This window comes from Pseudomonas sp. GL_117, from assembly GCF_057835125.1.
The window spans coordinates 660700-678880 of the sequence record NZ_CM174418.1 but is presented as its reverse complement, the minus strand read 5'-3'; the positions used below and the strand labels follow the sequence as shown (position 1 = coordinate 678880).

Here is an 18181-nt window from a genome sequence, read left to right as displayed (position 1 = left end):
AGCGTCAGCACACCATGCCCGGATGAGCGAGCCGCGCTAGATAGTTAGCGCGGTGGCCGATACCTCAGAAGTTTTCCCGAGGGTTGAACGCGGCCTTTTTCGCCAACTCCTGCCACAGGGCGATGGTTTCGTCGTCTGCCGCCTTAGGCATCACGGCCTTGAGCTGGATATACAGATAGCCGCGTTGCCCACTCTTGTTCAACAGGCCATGGCCCTTGGCGCGCATGCGCTGGCCGTTCTGGCTGCCGGCAGGCACCTTGAGGTTGATCTTGCCGGTCAGGGTCGGCACCGCCACTTCTGCACCCAGCGCCAGTTCCCACGGCGCCAGCGGCAGGGTAATCACCAGGTTTTCGCCTTCGACCTCGAACTTGGGGTGTGGCGCAAACTTGACGATCAGGTACAGATCACCGTTGGCCCCCCCGCCAATACCCGGTGCACCCTGGCCCTTGAGCCGGATGCGCTCACCGTCGGCGACGCCGGCGGGGATCTTCACGTTCAGGCTCTTGGTGGTGTTGCTCACATGTCGGCCCGAGGCGTCGTATTGCGGCACCTGGAAGCTGATTTGCTTGGACTCGGTAGAAAGCGTCTCTTCCAGGAACACCGACAGCTGCATCTCCACGTCCTGGCCCTTGCGCCCGGCAGGACGGCGCTGACCGCCGCCGAAACCGTCGCCGCGCGAACCGAAGATCGAGCTGAAGAAGTCCGAGAAGTCCTCGCCGCCGCCACCGCCGCCAAAGCCGCCACGGCTCTGCCAGCCCGGTGGCCCCTGGAACGGTTGGCCATGCTGGCCGTATTTGCGCAACTCGTCGTATTCGGCGCGCTTGTCGGCGCTCTTGAGCGCCTCATAGGCTTCGGACGCGTCCTTGAACTTGGCTTCGGCGTCTTTTTCCTTGCTTACGTCGGGGTGATATTTACGCGCGAGCTTGCGGTAGGCCGCCTTGATTTCCTTGTCGTCGGCCGTCGGCTCTACGCCCAATATCTTGTAGTAGTCTTTGAAATCCATCGGCGGTTCACCTTCCTTAATCGAGATCGCACAGCCGGGGCACAACGTGCGCTGGTTTGCACCTGTTGAGTCTTGTGGCCAGGGGGTGCGTCAAAGTGTTATCGGCATTCGCCGTATGCAGCAGATGTGGGGGCGAATCCTGAACTTTCAAGGCGTATTTACAGATAGCCGGCCTACGCATCCGCCGCCGACTGGCATACACTGCGCGGCCGTTTTTCGACCGGAACCCGATAGACATGAACAACCCATCCCCGGCCCGTGCCTGCGGCATCGACTTTGGCACGTCCAACTCCACCGTCGGCTGGATTCGCCCCGGCGAGGAGACGCTCATCGCGCTGGAGGACGACAAGATCACCCTGCCGTCGGTGGTGTTCTTCAACTTCGAGGAGCGTCGCCCGGTGTACGGTCGCCTGGCACTGCACGAATACCTGGAAAACTACGAAGGCCGCCTGATGCGCTCGCTCAAGAGCCTGTTGGGTTCCAAGCTGATCAAGCACGACACCAGCGTGCTCGGCACGGCGATGCCGTTCACCGACCTGCTGGCGCTGTTTATCGGCCAGCTCAAGAGCCGCGCCGAAGCCAACGCCGGCCGTGAGTTCGAAGAAGTGGTGCTGGGCCGCCCGGTGTTTTTCGTCGATGACGACCCGATGGCCGACCAGGAAGCCGAAAACACCCTGGTCGACGTGGCGCGCAAGATCGGCTTCAAGGACATCTCGTTCCAGTACGAGCCGATTGCGGCCGCGTTCGACTACGAGTCGACCATCGCCAAAGAAGAGTTGGTACTGATCGTCGACATCGGCGGCGGTACGTCCGACTTCTCCCTGGTACGCCTGTCGCCGGACCGTCGCCACAACGACAACCGCCAGAGCGACATCCTCGCCACCGGCGGTGTGCACATCGGCGGGACCGACTTCGACAAGCAGCTCTCGCTCAACGGCATGATGCCGCTGTTCGGCTACGGCAGCCGCATGAAGAGCGGCGCCTACATGCCCACCAGCCACCACATGAACCTGGCGACCTGGCACACCATCAACTCGGTGTACTCGCAAAAGTCCCAGTTGGCCCTGGGCAGCATGCGCTACGACATCGAAGACACCGGCGGCATCGACCGCCTGTTCAAGCTGATCGAAGAACGTGCCGGGCACTGGCTGGCCATGGAAGTGGAAGAAACCAAGATCCAGCTGACCCACGAAGACAGCCGCCACGTTGCGCTGGACCGCATCGAAGCGGGCCTGAGCGTGGACCTGAGCCGGGCGCTGTTCGAGTCGTCCATCGACGCCTTGCTGGAGCGTGTGCGCGGCAGCGTGACGCAGTTGCTCAACGACGCCTCGGTGAGCGTGGAGCAGGTGGATACGGTGTTCTTTACCGGCGGTTCCAGCGGGATTCCGGCACTGCGCCACAGCATCTCGGCGATGTTGCCGAAGGCGCGGCATGTGGAAGGCAATATCTTTGGCAGTATCGGCAGTGGTCTGGCGATTGAGGCGAGCAAGCGGTACGGCTACTGAGTTTTAGCTGAAAGACTGCGGCGCGCCCTTCGCGAGCAAGCCCGCTCCCACATTTACGGTGTTTACACATTTAGACTTGTGAACACAGTACATGTGGGAGCGGGCTTGCCCGCGAAGAGGCCAGCCCAGGCAACACAAGCCTTAAACCATCCCTCCAAGCTTCAACTCACTCTTGAGATACGCATAATAAATCGGCCCCGCCACCACCCCCGGCAGGCCGAACGCCGCCTCGAACACCAGCATCGCCAACAACAGCTCCCACGACTTGGCGCTGATCTGCCCGCCGACGATCCGCGCGTTGAGGAAGTACTCGACCTTGTGGATCACAATCAAATACCCCAGCGCCGCCACCGCCACCCAGATCGACAGGGACAGCGCGACGATGGTGATCAGCGTGTTGGACATCAGGTTGCCGATCACCGGCAGCAGGCCGAGCAGGAAGGTCAGCACGATCAGGGTCTTGGTCAGCGGCAGGTGAATCCCGCACAACGGCAGCACCACGGCGAGGAAGACCGCCGTGAAGGCGGTGTTGAGCGCAGCGATCTTGATCTGGGCGAAGACGATGTTGCGAAAGGCCTGGACCAACAGGTGCAGGCGGTCGAACAGCGCGGCGGCCAGGGGTTTGCGTTTGGTCAGGTCGGGCACGCGCTGTAGGGCGATGATCGCGCCGAGCACCATGCCGATCAGCAGAGTGACGAACATGTGGGCGGCATCCTTACCCACAAGCTGCAGTTCGCTCAGGTGCTTGCTCATCCAGTCGCCGATGGCCACGCGGAACTCGGCGGCACTGGCGGGCAGGTAGGCGTCGATAAACGGCGGCAACTGCCCGCGCGCGCGGTCGACCACGCCCATGAATTTGTCGAGGGAGGCCCCGGGGTTTTCCGCTTCGTGAAGCAGGAAGCTGATGGCCCCGGCAAAAATCAGGGTCAACACGCTGACGATCAAAGTGCCGAGCAAGGCCACCGCCAACCAGCGCGCACGCCGGCCTTCGATCAGCCGTTGCAGTTGGGGGGTGAGCATGTTGACCAGTTCATACACCAACAGGCCGGCCAACAGGCTGGGCAGCAGCTTGAGTGGCAGCACCAGCAGCAAACCGCCGAAAATGATGATGTAGCTGGCCAGCAACAACACAGGACGCTGAGAAAACGTTGGCATACAGCCTCAAAACAAACGGCGTGAAAGGATGGGCAGTCTGCCAGCCTTGAGGGAATCAAGCGAGAGTTCTGAAAATTGTGAACACCGTCAATGTGGGAGCGGGCTTGCTCGCGAAAGCGGTGTATCAGTCGCCAGATTTGTTGACTGACCCACCGCTTTCGCGAGCAAGCCCGCTCCCACAGGGTATGTGCGCTGTCAGCTGCCTTTGAGGCAAGTGCTCATGAAGGTCTTGCGCGCATCGCCAGTCAGCGCCTTGGTCTTCGCCGAGGCATTGCAGTCTTTCATCTTCTGCTGCTGCGGCGTCAGGGTCTTGGCGTCATTGGCCGCCGGGGCCGACAGGCAGGTTTTCATGAACGCCTTGCGCTCGTCACCCTTGAGGGTCTTGGTGGTGGCTTCGGCGTTGCAAGTGGTCATCTTGTTTTGCTGGGCCGTGGCGGCAAAGCCCTGGGAACACAGCAGCAGGCCCATCATCAACAACGGAATTCGCAGCATCTTCATGGAGTTTTCTCCCTGTTACCGTACCGAGGGGCACGGCCTACCCTGCAGTGTAGTCAAACCCTGTTACATCTTCACCCACCACGAATCGTGGTCCGCCGGTACTGCTCCGGGGTGCAACCGGCGTGGCGTTGGAACATCGCAATAAAGGCCGAGGCAGTGCTGTAGCCCAGGTCGAAGGCCACGTGTTGCACGCTGTGTTCGCTGTTTAGCGCCTCGATAGCCGCAAGGTAGCGCAGACGCTGGCGCCATTCGCCAAAGCTCATGCCCAACTCGCGCACGAACTGGCGCGCCAGGGTGCGTTCGCTGACGTGCACTTGCGCCGCCCAGTGGGCCAGCGGGCGGTTGTCGCCGGGGTCGGCCTGCATGCCTTCGAGCACACCGAGCAGGCCGGGATGGCGGGCGTAGGGCAAGAAACAATTGTGGATCGGCGCCTGCTTGAGTTGGTCCACCAGCACCTGGGCCAGGCGGGTGTCGGCTTCGCTCTGCGGGATGTTCACGTCGCGCCGGGCGAAGTCGCTGAGGATCGCCTTGAGGATGTCGCTGATCGCCAGGGTGCAGGGTTGCTGCGGCAGTTGCGCGCAGAGCGCCGGAGCCAGCCCCACCGAGTGGTAGACAATCGCCTCGGCGTTGTAAGAACTGTGCTCGGTGTGCGGCGGCACCCACACCGCGTACTGCGGTGGCGACATAAAGCGATTGCCGGCCACCTCCATGCGCATCACGCCGCTGGCGGAGTAATCCAGCGAGCCCCAGCCGTGCCGGTGCGGGGTGCATTCGGTATCGGGGGCAAAATCCGAATAGCGGAAGTACACCGGGCTCGGCAGTTGGGGGAAATCCGGGAGGCGTACGTTGTGCTTGGCCATGTTGTCTGGATACATCAGTCATTTGTCCGGATCGCAGTATAGGCTGCGATCCAGACAAGGGATAATCGCCCCTCATCAACACACCTGGTTTCTTTCAATGCAATACGCGTATCCCCTGCTGGCCATCTTCATTTGGGCCGGCAACACCGTGGTCAACAAGTTGGCCGTGGGTTCGATCTTTCCCTCGGAGATCGGCTTTTACCGCTGGCTGCTGGCGGCGCTGCTGTTTACCCCCTTCATGCTCAAGCCGGTGCTCGCCCACTGGGCGCAGATCCGCCCGAGCCTGGGCAAGATCGGCATCCTTGGCGTGCTGGGCATGGCGGTGTACCAAAGCCTGGCGTACTACGCCGCGTCGCTGACCACGGCGACCAACATGGGCATCATCCTGTCGCTGATGCCACTGATGGCGCTCACCGCGGCGATCATCAGCCTCGGCCAGCGCCTGACCTACGGCGCGCTCACGGGAGCCGTGCTGTCGTTTGCCGGGGTGGTCGTGGTGGTGTCGTCCGGCAGTCTCGGTGCGTTGCTGCAGCATGGGGTCAACCTGGGCGATGCGATGATGCTGGTCGCTACCCTGGCCTACGCGGTCTACAGCACCTTGCTGAAAAAATGGCAACTGCGCCTGCCGCCACTGGTGTTGCTGTACTTGCAGGTGCTGGTGGCGGTGGTGGTGCTGTTTCCGCTGTTCGTGTTCTCGGAAAAGGCCGGGCTGGGCTGGGCGAATATTCCGCTGGTGTTGTACGCCTGCCTACTGGCTTCGATGCTGGCGCCGCTGGCGTGGATGCACTCGGTGAAGACCCTGGGGCCAAGCCGAACCACGCTGTTTTTCAATTTGCTGCCGTTGATCACGGCGCTGATTGCGGCGGTGGTGCTGAAGGAAGAGTTGGCGCTGTATCACTTGGTGGGGGGCTTGCTGACACTGGGCGGGGTGGTTTTGTCGGAGCGCTGGACCACGCCGGTCAGAGCGGCCTGAACGCGATCAACATGTGGAGCGGGCTTGTGTGGGAGCGGGCTTGCTCGCGAATACGGTGTAACAGTCGCCAGATTTGCTGCCGACCCGCCGCTTTCGCGAGCAAGCCCACAATTGGACCGAGTCAACTGTTTAGACTCCGGCGGCCTTGAGCCTTTGGGCATGTTCGGTAAACAACCGGATCGGCTCGGCCCCCTTGCCCACCAGGCCCAGGGACTGGTTGACGATGTCAAAGTGGTCCAACGGAAAGTCATCACCGATCACCAGCCCCAGGTGTGAACTGTAGCGCCCGACCATGCCGTCGCACTGGCCCTTCTCACGGACAAAGCTGCGGGCGAACAGGCGACAGCTGCGGTTCGTGCCATCGAGCAGGTTGCGGCCGCGGTCGGTGATACCCGGCTGCAAGGTGCCGGACCACGAGTAATAACGCACCCCGTTGACCACCTCATCACCCTGCCCGCCCCAGGTCTGGGGCAACCCTTGCGGGTACTGACGATTGAACAGCGCCACCCCCGCGCTGGTCAGGGAATGGTGGGAGGCCTGTAAATCCGCCTTGAAGCGCGGCCCGCGATAGCCGGTTTCCAGCACACCCATTACCCACGCCGCCAGATGAAACAGGGCGCTGATGATCCGCCCTTTCACGCCGTCGATGGGGTAATGAACCTGGATATGGTCGGCCAGTTCCGAGCCATGGTTCGGCCCGGCCACCGAGGTCACCGAGGCCACCCATTCCGGACGCTGGGCCGCGGCATAACGGGCGGTCAACGAGCCCTGGCTATGACCGATCAGGTTGACCTTGTCGGCGCCGGTCTCCCGGCGGATACGCTCGATCTGCACCAGCAACTGCTCGCCGCGCACCTCGCTGGAGTCCAGCGGCGCCACTTGCACCGCAAACACCTGCGCGCCACCCGCGCGCAATGCCGGGACGATGCCGTACCAGTACGGGAACCAGCCCAAACGCACAAACCCAAGCATGCCGGGCACCAGGACCAGGGGGTAACGCGTGGCTAACGACTGCGGCATGGTGCGAACGTCCTCGAACCTGATCACTTGAGCGCCAGCCTAACCCGGCCTCAAGTCGGGCTGATGACGCACGGGGTAAATCCGATAAAACTTTTTGCTTGGTCCGGGACTCACAACTTCGAGCGATCACGCCGACAGAGCGTGGCGCAAAACCGGATTAGCACCAGGAGATTGAGATGACTGAAGCACACCTGACAGACGTTGCAACCCTGCGCAGCCGCGCGCGCCAAAACGTCGAAAATGGCGCCGTGACCGAAGGGTACGACGCCGACCGCGAAGAAATCATCCGCCTGCTCAACGCGTCGCTGGCCACGGAGCTGGTCTGCGTGCTGCGCTACAAGCGTCATTACTTCATGGCCAGCGGCCTCAAGGCCTCCGTCGCCGCCGATGAGTTCCTCGAACACGCCACCCAGGAAGCCGAACACGCCGACAAACTCGCCGAGCGCATTGTGCAGTTGGGCGGTGAGCCGGAGTTCAACCCGGACCTGCTGTCGAAGAACTCCCACGCGCAGTACGTGGCCGGCAAGGACCTGAAGGAAATGGTCTACGAAGATCTGGTAGCAGAACGGATTGCGGTGGACAGCTACCGCGAGATCATTCAGTACATCGGTGATAAAGACCCGACCACACGCCGGATCTTCGAAGACATCCTGGCCCAGGAAGAAGAACACGCCGATGACATGGCGGATATTCTGCAAGGTCTCTAACAGGCAATACCTAACAGTGTGGGAGCGGGCTTGCCCGCGAATGCGGTGTATCAGTCAACTTACATGTGGCTGGCACACTGCATTCGCGAGCAAGCCCGCTCCCACATTTTTTGACTCGGTTTGTTCGTTAGCCCTTCACCGTTTTCGGTGCCTTGCCCTCTTTCATCTGCTGCAACAACGGCGCGCACTGGTTCGGCACATCGCCGCTGGGTGCCACCAGCGCCAGCAAGCCGGCCGCCGGGGCAACGATCACGCCCAAAGCCACCATGCCCGCGCCGCGCAGCATCAGTGGGACCGCCTTCACGCCAGCGTTGGGCTTGATGAACGGCCCGTTGACGTACAGCGGTGAGCGCAGGGAGAACAGGCGAAAGCCCTTGGATTCCGGGGTGATGATCAGGTCCAGTTGCTCGGTGGCCATGTTGGCGGTGCCATCGATGTAGATGATCGCGTTCTCGGTATCGAACACAAACAAGCGCGTGGTCGCCAGGCCGTTCTTGACACCGAAGTCCGCCGCGGCGCAGTTGATCTTCACTTCCTTGTCGCCGAACAGGCGGCCGACCACGTAGTTACCGACGTTGAGTCCGGCAATTTCCATCAGGCCACGGCTGATCGCGCCGTCGTTGATCAGCATCTTCAGGTCACCGTTGGAACTGCCCAGCAGCGCCGCTACGGAGTTGCCGCGCCCGGCGATATCGGCGTCGCCGTTGAGTTCGCCGAAGCTGGTTTTCATCGGTTCGAAGGTCGGGAACAGTTGCTTGAGCTTGAAGTTGCGTGCCGTGAGTTTGGCGCGGCCTTCCATGGGCGTGATGCGCCCGTTCAGGCGGATCTGCGCGTCGAGCTTGCCGCCAGCCACGCCGAAGCGCAGGGGTTCGAGGCTGAGTTGGCCGTCGTTGAGCAACACGTGGGTGTAGAGGTCGGTGAAGGGCAATTCGGCGCTGTGCACGATGCGTTTGCCGGTGAATTCCACGTCGGCATCCATGTCGCGCCAGCGTTCGGTGCGGAACTCTTCCACCGGCAGCACTTTGGTCGCCGGCTGTTTGCTTTCGCCGCCACGGGCCTTTTGCTTGGCGTTGGAGTCGGCGCCGATCAGCGGTGCGAGGTCGGTCATCAGCAGTTGGTTGGACACCAGCGCGCCACTGAGCTTGGGGCGTGGCTGGCTGGCGACGTAGGCGAGGTTGCCGTGGATGTCGCTGTTGCCGATCTTGCCGTTGAAGTTGTCGTAGCTGAATGATGCGCCGCTGGCCTCGTGCAGCTTGGCGATCAGGCGGCCGTCGGTGGAGTAGGCCGGCGAATCCGGCAGGGTCACGCCGGTCAGCGGGTAGAGGTTGCCGAGGCTGGCGCCGGCGAGTTTAAGACGCAGGTCAAGGGCGCCGAGGTTGAGCGGGTCGGTCAGGGTGCCGGCCAGGGCGATGCTGGTGTCAGCGATCTTGACCTGGGCTTGCAGCGGGAATGGCTTGGCCGCGTCCTGCAAGGCGAGCAGGCCGCCGATCTTGCCGGTGCCGTCGAGTTTCTGGCCGTGGTACTGGCCTTTGACCTTGAGCGCGAACGCGTAGTCCTGGGGCGCCGAGCCTTTTTCCAGGGCCTTCTTCGCATCGGCGTCGCCGACGATTTCGCCGAAGGGGATGGGTTTGCCCAGGGGATCGATGATCACGTCGAGTTGGGTCTTGAGGGTTTGGTCGTCGAGGGTCACGTGGCCCTTGTCGAAGCCGATGGCGCCGATGTCGACCACCCAGTTGGAGGGCTCGGCGTTGGGGTCTTTAGGGTCGAACTTGAAAGTCCAGTTGGCGCGGCCGTCGGCCAGGCGCTGCAACTCGGCGCTCGGCTCGGTGAGATCGATACGCGGGATCACCACGCGCTGCACCAGCAAGGCCAGGGGCGAGATGCGCAGCTCGACCTTTTTGAGGCTGACCATCTGCGGTTTTTTTGACCAGTCGGGGTTGCCGAGGCTCAGGTCTTCGGCGATCAGGTGCGGCCACGGCACCCAGGCGCGCCAGCCGCCTTCATCGGGTTCACGCGCCCACACCACTGCCAGGTTGCCGTTGATGGCGAACGGGCGGTGCAGTTCTTCGGAGACCTTGGCGTTGATCTGCGGCTTGATGCGGTTCCAGTCGAAGAACACCAGCATCAACACCGCCACGGCGATTAATAGAACGAAGCTGGTACAGCTCCAAGCGACGATTTTGCGCGTGCGCGTCATTGCACAGGACTCCTGAATACGACCGGCTGGGTGACAGCCGTTTAAGACAGCTTATAGGACTACGACTGGCAAACCGCGCGGGGGTTTAACCGGATCGGCCATTTGCCAGGAAAAAGGCGTTTTTCTGACCATCTCGACAGATTTATCCCTACGCCGGCGCACCATTGTTACCCGTGCACGTGTCGAAAATACCCACCCCGGTGCAAAACCGCGGGCTTGAGAGGTGCGGTCTAGAGCCATCCCTTGGAACAATCAATTCTGTTGATTATTACCATTGTGTTTATGAACTTTTATATCGAGTTATCAAGAGTAGCATTAGCCCTGTACCCACTTTATCGCCCTCCCAAGGAGCAACCCATCATGAAACGCCAAGTACTCGCTACCGTCCTGTTGTCCGTCCTGGCTTCCAGCGCTTTCGCCCTGCCAGCTGCCGAACAGGCCATCCCACAGAACAAAGCACAAGCCGTCCAGTCCAGCCAGACCCTGGCTCGCAGCGGCTCGCAAGAAGAAGAAAACCGTGACTACGCCAAAGGCATTGCTGAAGGCGGCGCTGAACAAGCCAACGACCGTGCCTACACCCAAGGCGTCGCTGAAGGTGGTGCTGAACAAGCCAACGATCGCGCTTACGCCCAAGGTCTTGCCGAAGGTGGTGCTGATCGCCTGAAAGAACTGCACGAAGCCCAGAGCTAAGCCCGTGGTGGCCGAGAAAAAAGCCCGATCTGTCGATCGGGCTTTTGCTTTCCTGTAGACCGCATCACGCAGTACCCCGCCAAGTTCGACGCCAACAGAGCTGGTTTGCTAGAGTGCGTCGCTGTACTTGCCGACTAAGCCCGCCCGCCATGCTGCCCCGCGCCGAACAGAAGCAACAGACCCGCCTCGCCCTGATGGACGCTGCTCGCCATCTGATGGAGTGTGGCCGTGGGTTCGGCAGCCTGAGCCTGCGTGAAGTGGCCAAGACCGCCGGCATCGTCCCCACAGGTTTCTATCGCCACTTTGCCGACATGGACCAGCTTGGACTCGTGTTGGTCAGTGAAGTCGGCCAGACCTTTCGCGCCACCATTCGCCTGGTGCGCCACAACGAATTCGTGATGGGCGGCATTATCGATGCCTCGGTGCGCATCTTCCTGGATGTGGTCGCCGCCAACCGTTCGCAATTTTTGTTTCTCGCCCGCGAGCAATACGGTGGCTGCCTGGCCGTGCGCCAGGCCATTGGCGCCTTGCGTGAAGACATCACCCGCGACCTGGCCGCCGACCTGACATTGATGCCCAAGCTGCAACACCTGGACGGCGAAGGCTTGCACGTGATGGCCGACCTGATCGTCAAAAGTGTGTTCGCCACCCTCCCCGACATCATCGACCCGCCCGCCCAGGCCCTGCCTGCGCACCTCACGCCCCAGGCAAAAATCACCCAACAGCTGCGCTTTATCTTTATCGGCCTCAAGCATTGGCAAGGGCTGGGCAGCACCGAGTAACGCGGTCACCCCGCCGAGTGGAAACGCTTGGCAGTCGTGTAGTTCCTGTTCCAGTAGTTGTTGCTCAGCGAGTCGATGCGCACGGTCTTGCCGGTGCGCGGCGAATGGATGAACTTGCCCTCACCGATATACAGGCCCACATGGCTGACCTGGCCACGCCCGTTGCCGCTGAAGAACACCGCATCGCCGGGCTTCAAGGCATTGCGCGGGATAGTCGCGGCCGTCGAACGGTGCATCGCCGCCGTGGTGCGCGGCAGCTGGATATTCGCTTCGGTCTTGAACAGGTAGACCAGGAAACTGCTGCAGTCGAAGCCCTGCGTCACTGAGTTTCCGCCGTATTTATAGGGCGTTCCCAACAGCGCGTGGGCACGGTCGACCACATTGTTGATGTCAGCCTTGCTGAACACAGGGCGGGGCTGGAAATTGGCTGACGCGGTGGAGACGGAAAAAGACAGGCCGATAAAAACCAGACACAAAAATGACTTGATCATGATGAACGTCGCAGTGGATTAAACACGGCGCGAAGCCTAATCAATCACCCCGAAACGCCCTGAACGGCGAATCCCCAAGACATGTAGGAAAAATCCCAAAACGCCCGCAACAAGTGCGCCAGAGCAATCCATGCACCACATCGGCGCACACCAAAATTCCCACCACGCCCTGTTTCGTGGCGCCATCGTGCCTGCCTACAGGCAATTCCTACTCGCTCCCGGGGTTGGCAAGCCCCTTGCTCTAGCACTGTCATCGCTCATTGCTGGAAGCCTTCTGATGCTGGTGATCCACCGCCGAATCGCCCCCCAAGCCCTCTGGGCCGCCGAGTTGCTGCTGAATTTCGAAGCCCGCAGCAAAAGTCGCCTGCGCTGTTTCAGTGCCGACGGTGAAGACGTCGGCCTTTTTCTGGAGCGCGGTCAGCCACCGCTGCACGACGGCGAATTCCTACAGGCTGAAGACGGACGCGTCGTACGCGTCTGCGCCCGTCCTGAACAACTGCTGCATGTCACCTGCAGCAGTGCCTTTGAACTGACCCGCGCCGCCTATCACCTGGGCAACCGCCATGTGGCACTGCAAGTCGGCGATGGCTGGTTGCGCTTGCTTGATGACTACGTACTCAAGGCCATGCTCGAACAACTGGGGGCCAGCACCGCGACCATCGAAGCGCCGTTCCAACCGGAACATGGCGCCTACGGCGGCGGCCATCACCACTCACGGCATGGCGACGAAGATTTCAACTACCCGCCCAAGCTGCACCAGTTCGGCGTGCGGCTATGAACCCAGCCTGGGCGCTGCTGCGTCTGGCCAGCCCGCAATTGCCGATTGGTGGCTACAGCTATTCCCAGGGCCTGGAGATGGCCGTGGACAACGGCCGGGTGCATGACGCGGGCAGCGCCAGGCGCTGGATCAGTGACCAGTTGCTGCTCAACCTGGCACGCTTCGAAGCACCGCTGCTGCTCGCCCATTGCCACGCCGCGGCACAGGAGAATTGGCCAATGCTGGCAACCCTGTGTGAAGAGCACCGCGCCAGCCGTGAGACCCGCGAGTTGCATCAAGAAAGCCGGCAGATGGGTTATTCGCTGCAACAACTGCTCAACGGCTTGCCTGAACTGGACGACAGCGCGCGCGCCTTCCTTGAACAACGTGCCGAACCCCATCTCGCCCTGGGCTGGGCCCTCGCCGCCCGCGCCTGGGCCATCAGCCCCGCCGACGCCCTCGCCGCCTGGCTGTGGAGCTGGCTGGAAAACCAGTTGGCCGTGCTGATGAAGACCCTCCCCCTGGGTCAACAAGCCGCCCAACGCCTGACCAGCGAACTGCTGCCGTTGCTGCAACAAGCCCAGCAGGACGCCACCCACATCGACCCCAACCATATCGGCAGCGCCGCGTTCGGCCTGTCCCTGGCGTGCATGGCTCACGAGCGCCAGTACAGCCGCCTGTTCCGTTCCTAGGAGAAGCACACCATGAACACACAACCTCTGCGCGTCGGCATCGGCGGCCCGGTAGGTTCCGGCAAGACCGCCCTGACCCTCGCCCTGTGCCTGGCGCTGCGCGATCGCTACAACCTGGCCGTGGTCACCAACGACATCTATACCCGCGAAGACGCCGATTTCCTGGTGCGCAACCAGGCCCTCGCGCCCGAGCGCATCATTGGTGTGGAAACCGGCGGCTGCCCGCACACCGCAATCCGCGAAGATGCATCGATCAACCTCGAAGCGGTCGACCAACTCAACCGCCGCTTTCCCGGCCTGGACCTGATCCTGGTGGAGTCCGGCGGCGACAACCTGTCGGCCACCTTCAGCCCGGAGCTGTCGGACCTGACCATCTACGTGATCGATGTGTCCGCCGGCGACAAGCTGCCGCGCAAGGGTGGGCCGGGTATTTGCAAGTCCGACCTGCTGGTGATCAACAAGATCGACCTGGCGCCGCTGGTCGGCGCGTCGCTGGAGTTGATGAACAGCGACACCACGCGCATGCGCAACGGCAAACCCTTTGTGTTCAGCAACCAGAAAACCGGTGTGGGCCTGGAAGAAATCGTCGCCTTCATCGAACGCCAAGGCTTGCTGACCGCTGCCTGATAAACCACAAGGAGCCTGTTTATGAGCCTCAAGAAACTCTTCACCGCCGCCGCATTGCTGCTGGCCCCCGCCCTCGCCTTCGCCCATCCGGGGCATGGTGACAACGGCTTGATCGCCGGGATCAGCCACCCGCTGGGCGGCCTCGATCATTTGCTGGCGATGGTGGCGGTCGGTCTGTGGGCCGCGCAACAGCAAGGCGCGGCCCGCTGGGCACTGCCGTGCACCTTTGTCGGCACCATGTTGCTCGGTGGCGTGCTGGGCTTTGAAGGCATGCAATTGCCAGCGATGGAAAGCGGGATTGCCGCTTCGGTGCTGGCCCTGGGCCTGGCGGTAGCGTTGGCGGTGCGGCCGCCGTTGTTCATGGCCGTCGGTGCAACAGCCTTGTTCGCCTTGTTTCATGGCGTAGCGCACGGTTTGGAGCTGCCGGACATGTCCAGCCCGTGGGCGTATGCGGCCGGGTTTGTCGGGGCGACGGCAGTGTTGCATGCGGCCGGGTATTGCGTGGTGCGCTTCCTGCCGGCGGCGGCTGCGCCGTTGGTGCGGATTGCCGGGGCGGCTTCGGCGGCGACGGGGGCCTGGTTGTTGGCGGGCTGATTCGCGGCGTTGATTCGGGCCTCTTCGCGAGCAAGCCCGCTCCCACATTTAACTGCGTTCTACCTTTGAAATGCGCTCGAATGTGGGGGCGGGCTTGCTCGCGAAGGCGGCGGCACAAACAACAGATAACCCAAGCCTGCTACCATGCGCGCCTACACCCCTGCCGTGACGACGCCAGCCAATGCCCACCGCTCCAAGCTCCGCCCTGAATGCCGTGCTCAATCACTTCCACACCTTGATCGTGCCGCTCTGGCAAGGCCCAGGCTGGAATGCCGACCTCGCGCTGCCCTATGAAGCGCTGGACGCCCATCACCAGCCGCTGCCTCCGCAGCGCTACCGGGCCATGGCGTGCGCCCGGCAGTTGTACCTGTTTGCCAGCCTGATCGGCGAACCCGGCGCAGCATTTGCCGAAGAGCGCGCGGCGGCGTTGTTCCGCTCTCTGCAACGGCATTTCCACGACGCCGAGCACGGCGGTTGGTTCTACAGCATCGACCCGGCCGGGCAGCCACTGGACAAGCGCAAAGACCTCTACACCCACGCCTTCATTATTTTTGCCTGCGCCCACTACTGGGCCAAGGTGCGCGAGCCGTTGGTGGAATCGGTGCTCAACGCCGCCCTGGCAGTGGTAGCCCAGCGCTTTTCCAGCGGCGACGGCCTCTACGAAGCGGTACTGGAGCGCAACTGGTCGTCCCTCAAATCCGGCCCGCTGCAAAACCCGTTGATGCACCTGGCCGAAGGTTTCCTCGCCACCCTCGCGGTGCGTGAAGACGCCGATGTGCAAGCCGCATTGCTGGGGTTGGCGACGGCCATGCAGCAGCGCTTCATCGACCGCCAGCATGGCGTGATGCTGGAGAAACCGCTGGGTGCTGTGGATAACTGGTTTGAACCGGGCCACCAGTTCGAGTGGTTCTTCTTGCTGGAATCGTCGGACGTCCTGCGCGGTACGCCGTTGCATGCCTCGTTGACGCGGGCATTTGCCTACGCCGAGCTCAAGGGTGTGGATAACTTGAGTGGTGCTGTCAGCGGCATGCTGGCCCTCGATGGCAGCGTGCGTGACGGGACCCAGCGCATCTGGGCCCAGGCGGAATACCTGCGGGCACTGACATTACGGCCGGGTAGCGAGGCGGTGTTGCAGCGGCAATTGCTGGCGCTGCAACAGCACTTTTTGCATAGCAATGGCTGGAATGAATGCCTGGATGCCCAGGGTGTGGTGAGTCGGCGGGATATGCCGTCGACTACGCCGTATCACTTGGCGACTTGCTATCAGGGCCTGATCCAGCATCTGGGCTGATCTTCAGGGCCTCTTTGCGAGCAAGCCCGCGCCCACATTTAACTGCGCTCTAGCGTTGAAATGCAGTCGAATGTGCGAGCGGGCTTGCTCGCGAAAGCTTCATCCCGGTCTACCTGCCCCTCACGCAATCCACTTGCGATCCCCGGTAAAACTGATGGTCAACCAGCGCGCCGCATCCGGTTTGCCGAGCCCTGTGGATATTTCTTCGCGCAGCCCATCCAGGGTCGCCACGTTATCCACCGGGTAATCCGCCGGCAACACCACATGAATCTCGATAAACCGTGCCCGCCCGTGCTTTTGCACGTAGGACACGTAATCGGCGAAACCATGCTTGGCCTGCGCCGTGTTCATCACTTCGCGCACCTTGTCGTCCAACTGGTCCGGGGCGATCCCCAGCACCTCGCGCAATGCCGGGCGCAGGATCTTGAACGCCGGCGCCAGCATGCTCAGGGCCAGCAGGATCAGGATCAGCGGGTCGACATACATCGCCCACTCATCGTAACCCTGGGACTTGAGCAACAACGCCACCAGGAAGCTGATCAGCAAGCCGATCGAGAGCATGGCGTCCACTAGCCAACTGATGTTGTCAAACTGGATCAGCGACGATTTCAGCGTGCGATTGCGATACCGCACATAGAAGAAGTAGGCGAATTCCAGCACGGTAAATACCGCCGCGTAGATGATTACCAGCCCCAACTCGATCTCGCGCCCGCCATTGATAATGCCGAACACACCGTTGAGGAACGCGTAGATGGCGATCAGCAACAGGAAGCTGCCTTCGATCAACAGCACCATAGGCTCCAGGTGCCAATAGCCGAACTGGAAGCGTTCGTTGCTTTTCTTGGCGATCAGCTTGGCCGTGATCAGCATCAGCACCTTGATGGCGGTGGCGATCAGCGAGAAAAAGCCGTCGAACAGAATGGACTGGGCGCCGGATACTACACCCGTGACAATCCCGGCGATCGCGACTGCGAACATCAGGATAGTCGATTGTTTGAGCAGTGCCTGCTCACCTCGGTTACTCACATTTCCTCCCGTCAAAACCTTGAATCCACAGAGTGCGGAGGGGTTTTACCGGGTGGAGTGTACCTTATGTCGCATTTTGGCCGATTTGACGCCTTCGCGAGCAAGCCCGCTCCCACACTTGACCGCATTTCAAGGATGTACTCGGTCAACCTGTGGGAGCGGGCTTGCTCGCGAAGCAGGCGGCGCGGTTTAAAGCCTTACTTGGCCCCACGCTCAATGGCAAACCCAGCCCAGGTCTGGCTCACTGGCATCAGTTCCAGGCGGTTGATGTTCACATGCGCTGGAGTGTTCATCACCCAGAAGATGGTGTCGGCAATATCCTGCGGCTGGATCGGCTCGGCACCCGCGTACGTCGCGTCATACCGCGCCTGATCGCCACCAAAGCGCACCAGCGAAAACTCGCTTTCACACAGGCCTGGCTCGATGTTGGTCACACGCACGCCGGTGCCTTGCAGGTCGCATCGCAGGTTCAGCGAGAACTGCTTCACGAACGCCTTGGAGCCGCCATACACATGGCTGCCCGGGTACGGGTAGTTGCCGGCGATGGAACCGAGGTTGATGATCCCGGCACCACGGCCGTGGGCGATCAGACGCGGCAGCAGCAGGTTGGTGGTGGTCAGCAGGCCCTTGATGTTGGTGTCGACCATGGTCTCCCAATCGTCGAGGTCGCACTTGGGCGCAGGGTCGGTGCCCACGGCCAGCCCGGCGTTGTTGATCAGCCCGCGCAGCTTGGCGAACGACGGCGGCAGGTTGGCGATCGCCTCTTCCATGCCCTTGCGGTCACGCACATCCACTACCAGGCCGTGCACTTCGGTCTGCTCTGACAGCTCTTGCACCAATGCATTCAAGCGGTCGGCGCGACGGCCGGTGAGCACCAGTTTCCAGCCGGCTTGGGCAAAACGACGGGCACAGGCCTCGCCGAAACCTGAGGTTGCGCCAGTAATAAACAGCGTGTCGGACATGGTGTTCTCCTTGCGGGCATCGGGAAAAAAGTTGCCAGCAGAATGCCCGTACGCCGCCGCGGCGGCAACCGTTAAGCACACAACTCGATACACGCCTGATCAATTTTTAACCATGTCTAGCAAAGCCTTTTAAACCGTGGCTTACAGCCATATGCGCGCAGGTTATCCACAGCTGCGCCCACAGTCTCTGGGGGCAAGTCCAAAACAGCCCAAGCCGCTGTATGCGTGGCTTTCAGAGGGTTTTAGAAAGTTTTTTGCTTGACCTCTGCGAGGGCGTATGTAGGCCCACTGCCAGCGGGGAAATTCGAACGATGGCTCCAGGCCAGTCATTCCGGCCTCTGCGGCGGTCTT

19 protein-coding genes are annotated in these 18181 nt (G+C 61.7%); 10 read left to right on the top strand and 9 right to left on the bottom strand.

What is annotated here, in order from left to right; all coding sequences use genetic code 11:
• Positions 1 to 64 precede the first annotated feature (64 nt).
• Positions 65 to 1003, bottom strand: coding sequence for a DnaJ C-terminal domain-containing protein (locus tag AC3ISR_RS02895; RefSeq protein ID WP_463984637.1), 939 nt, complete (start codon positions 1001 to 1003; stop codon positions 65 to 67).
• A gap of 236 nt (positions 1004 to 1239) precedes the next feature.
• Between AC3ISR_RS02895 and AC3ISR_RS02890 the strand changes: the two genes are divergently transcribed.
• A complete protein-coding gene (locus AC3ISR_RS02890; RefSeq protein WP_463984636.1) occupies positions 1240 to 2508 on the top strand; it encodes an Hsp70 family protein in 1269 nt (422 codons plus the stop codon).
• Positions 2509 to 2649: 141 nt separating this feature from the next.
• Here the strand turns inward: AC3ISR_RS02890 and AC3ISR_RS02885 are convergent, their stop codons facing one another.
• The 3 genes from AC3ISR_RS02885 to AC3ISR_RS02875 form a co-directional block, all read right to left on the bottom strand.
• Positions 2650 to 3663, bottom strand: a complete 1014-nt coding sequence (locus AC3ISR_RS02885; RefSeq protein ID WP_192300227.1) for an AI-2E family transporter — start codon at positions 3661 to 3663, stop codon at positions 2650 to 2652.
• Positions 3664 to 3858: 195 nt separating this feature from the next.
• The gene (locus tag AC3ISR_RS02880) at positions 3859 to 4161 is read right to left on the bottom strand and encodes a PsiF family protein (RefSeq protein WP_010213547.1); all 303 of its coding nucleotides are present in this window, start codon (positions 4159 to 4161) and stop codon (positions 3859 to 3861) included.
• Between the two features lie 71 nt (positions 4162 to 4232).
• On the bottom strand, positions 4233 to 5021 hold the full coding sequence (locus AC3ISR_RS02875; protein WP_192300286.1) for an AraC family transcriptional regulator: 789 nt from the start codon (positions 5019 to 5021) through the stop codon (positions 4233 to 4235).
• Between the two features lie 97 nt (positions 5022 to 5118).
• On the opposite strand from AC3ISR_RS02875, the gene AC3ISR_RS02870 reads away from it, so the two are divergent.
• Positions 5119 to 5994 (top strand): DMT family transporter, encoded by an 876-nt coding sequence (locus AC3ISR_RS02870; RefSeq protein ID WP_192300229.1) that lies wholly within the window; start codon positions 5119 to 5121, stop codon positions 5992 to 5994.
• Positions 5995 to 6123: 129 nt separating this feature from the next.
• On the opposite strand, the gene AC3ISR_RS02865 is transcribed toward AC3ISR_RS02870, so the two are convergent.
• The gene (locus AC3ISR_RS02865; protein ID WP_463984635.1) at positions 6124 to 7014 is read right to left on the bottom strand and encodes an esterase/lipase family protein; all 891 of its coding nucleotides are present in this window, start codon (positions 7012 to 7014) and stop codon (positions 6124 to 6126) included.
• A gap of 176 nt (positions 7015 to 7190) precedes the next feature.
• Between AC3ISR_RS02865 and AC3ISR_RS02860 the strand changes: the two genes are divergently transcribed.
• On the top strand, positions 7191 to 7721 hold the full coding sequence (locus AC3ISR_RS02860) for a ferritin-like domain-containing protein (protein WP_192300231.1): 531 nt from the start codon (positions 7191 to 7193) through the stop codon (positions 7719 to 7721).
• Between the two features lie 127 nt (positions 7722 to 7848).
• On the opposite strand, the gene AC3ISR_RS02855 is transcribed toward AC3ISR_RS02860, so the two are convergent.
• On the bottom strand, positions 7849 to 9918 hold the full coding sequence (locus tag AC3ISR_RS02855) for an AsmA family protein (protein ID WP_192300232.1): 2070 nt from the start codon (positions 9916 to 9918) through the stop codon (positions 7849 to 7851).
• 360 nt (positions 9919 to 10278) lie between these two features.
• Here AC3ISR_RS02855 and AC3ISR_RS02850 point away from each other — a divergent pair, with 360 nt between their 5' ends.
• Positions 10279 to 10608: a hypothetical protein gene (locus AC3ISR_RS02850; protein WP_489324573.1), complete on the top strand. Its 330-nt coding sequence runs from the start codon at positions 10279 to 10281 to the stop codon at positions 10606 to 10608.
• 149 nt (positions 10609 to 10757) lie between these two features.
• Positions 10758 to 11390, top strand: coding sequence for a TetR family transcriptional regulator (locus tag AC3ISR_RS02845; protein WP_192300234.1), 633 nt, complete (start codon positions 10758 to 10760; stop codon positions 11388 to 11390).
• Positions 11391 to 11395: 5 nt separating this feature from the next.
• Here the strand turns inward: AC3ISR_RS02845 and AC3ISR_RS02840 are convergent, their stop codons facing one another.
• Positions 11396 to 11881: a C40 family peptidase gene (locus tag AC3ISR_RS02840; protein WP_192300235.1), complete on the bottom strand. Its 486-nt coding sequence runs from the start codon at positions 11879 to 11881 to the stop codon at positions 11396 to 11398.
• Between the two features lie 277 nt (positions 11882 to 12158).
• Here AC3ISR_RS02840 and ureE point away from each other — a divergent pair, with 277 nt between their 5' ends.
• The 5 genes from ureE (at position 12159) to AC3ISR_RS02815 (ending at position 15842) form a co-directional block, all read left to right on the top strand.
• Entirely contained in the window at positions 12159 to 12659 is a 501-nt protein-coding gene (gene ureE / locus AC3ISR_RS02835; protein ID WP_192300236.1) for an urease accessory protein UreE, read from the top strand.
• Positions 12656 to 13330, top strand: a complete 675-nt coding sequence (locus tag AC3ISR_RS02830; RefSeq protein ID WP_192300237.1) for an urease accessory protein UreF — start codon at positions 12656 to 12658, stop codon at positions 13328 to 13330. Before ureE ends, AC3ISR_RS02830 begins: the two co-directional genes overlap by 4 nt.
• A gap of 12 nt (positions 13331 to 13342) precedes the next feature.
• Positions 13343 to 13957 carry an urease accessory protein UreG gene (gene ureG, locus AC3ISR_RS02825; protein WP_017737493.1) on the top strand — a complete coding sequence of 205 codons (615 nt, stop codon included), beginning with the start codon at positions 13343 to 13345 and terminating at the stop codon, positions 13955 to 13957.
• Between the two features lie 21 nt (positions 13958 to 13978).
• Positions 13979 to 14551: a HupE/UreJ family protein gene (locus tag AC3ISR_RS02820; protein WP_192300238.1), complete on the top strand. Its 573-nt coding sequence runs from the start codon at positions 13979 to 13981 to the stop codon at positions 14549 to 14551.
• 181 nt (positions 14552 to 14732) lie between these two features.
• The gene (locus AC3ISR_RS02815; RefSeq protein ID WP_192300239.1) at positions 14733 to 15842 is read left to right on the top strand and encodes an AGE family epimerase/isomerase; all 1110 of its coding nucleotides are present in this window, start codon (positions 14733 to 14735) and stop codon (positions 15840 to 15842) included.
• A gap of 120 nt (positions 15843 to 15962) precedes the next feature.
• On the opposite strand, the gene AC3ISR_RS02810 is transcribed toward AC3ISR_RS02815, so the two are convergent.
• Both AC3ISR_RS02810 and AC3ISR_RS02805 read right to left on the bottom strand, forming a co-directional pair.
• Positions 15963 to 16868 carry a cation diffusion facilitator family transporter gene (locus AC3ISR_RS02810; protein WP_192300240.1) on the bottom strand — a complete coding sequence of 302 codons (906 nt, stop codon included), beginning with the start codon at positions 16866 to 16868 and terminating at the stop codon, positions 15963 to 15965.
• Between the two features lie 197 nt (positions 16869 to 17065).
• Positions 17066 to 17830, bottom strand: coding sequence for an SDR family oxidoreductase (locus AC3ISR_RS02805; RefSeq protein ID WP_192300241.1), 765 nt, complete (start codon positions 17828 to 17830; stop codon positions 17066 to 17068).
• Between the last annotated feature and the right edge of the window lie 351 nt (positions 17831 to 18181).

Bases quoted from the DNA above. Each gene is read 5' to 3' on its own strand.
- AC3ISR_RS02870 (WP_192300229.1), top strand. From the start codon at position 5,119: ATGCAATACGCGTATCCCCTGCTGGCCATCTTCATTTGGGCCGGCAAC.
- AC3ISR_RS02895 (WP_463984637.1), bottom strand. From the start codon at position 1,003: ATGGATTTCAAAGACTACTACAAGATATTGGGCGTAGAGCCGACGGCC.
- AC3ISR_RS02850 (WP_489324573.1), top strand. From the start codon at position 10,279: ATGAAACGCCAAGTACTCGCTACCGTCCTGTTGTCCGTCCTGGCTTCC.
- AC3ISR_RS02830 (WP_192300237.1), top strand. From the start codon at position 12,656: ATGAACCCAGCCTGGGCGCTGCTGCGTCTGGCCAGCCCGCAATTGCCG.
- AC3ISR_RS02880 (WP_010213547.1), bottom strand. From the start codon at position 4,161: ATGAAGATGCTGCGAATTCCGTTGTTGATGATGGGCCTGCTGCTGTGT.
- AC3ISR_RS02860 (WP_192300231.1), top strand. From the start codon at position 7,191: ATGACTGAAGCACACCTGACAGACGTTGCAACCCTGCGCAGCCGCGCG.
- AC3ISR_RS02855 (WP_192300232.1), bottom strand. From the start codon at position 9,918: ATGACGCGCACGCGCAAAATCGTCGCTTGGAGCTGTACCAGCTTCGTT.
- AC3ISR_RS02890 (WP_463984636.1), top strand. From the start codon at position 1,240: ATGAACAACCCATCCCCGGCCCGTGCCTGCGGCATCGACTTTGGCACG.
- AC3ISR_RS02885 (WP_192300227.1), bottom strand. From the start codon at position 3,663: ATGCCAACGTTTTCTCAGCGTCCTGTGTTGTTGCTGGCCAGCTACATC.
- AC3ISR_RS02805 (WP_192300241.1), bottom strand. From the start codon at position 17,830: ATGTCCGACACGCTGTTTATTACTGGCGCAACCTCAGGTTTCGGCGAG.
- AC3ISR_RS02865 (WP_463984635.1), bottom strand. From the start codon at position 7,014: ATGCCGCAGTCGTTAGCCACGCGTTACCCCCTGGTCCTGGTGCCCGGC.
- ureE (WP_192300236.1), top strand. From the start codon at position 12,159: ATGCTGGTGATCCACCGCCGAATCGCCCCCCAAGCCCTCTGGGCCGCC.
- AC3ISR_RS02815 (WP_192300239.1), top strand. From the start codon at position 14,733: ATGCCCACCGCTCCAAGCTCCGCCCTGAATGCCGTGCTCAATCACTTC.
- AC3ISR_RS02840 (WP_192300235.1), bottom strand. From the start codon at position 11,881: ATGATCAAGTCATTTTTGTGTCTGGTTTTTATCGGCCTGTCTTTTTCC.
- AC3ISR_RS02875 (WP_192300286.1), bottom strand. From the start codon at position 5,021: ATGGCCAAGCACAACGTACGCCTCCCGGATTTCCCCCAACTGCCGAGC.
- AC3ISR_RS02820 (WP_192300238.1), top strand. From the start codon at position 13,979: ATGAGCCTCAAGAAACTCTTCACCGCCGCCGCATTGCTGCTGGCCCCC.
- AC3ISR_RS02845 (WP_192300234.1), top strand. From the start codon at position 10,758: ATGCTGCCCCGCGCCGAACAGAAGCAACAGACCCGCCTCGCCCTGATG.
- ureG (WP_017737493.1), top strand. From the start codon at position 13,343: ATGAACACACAACCTCTGCGCGTCGGCATCGGCGGCCCGGTAGGTTCC.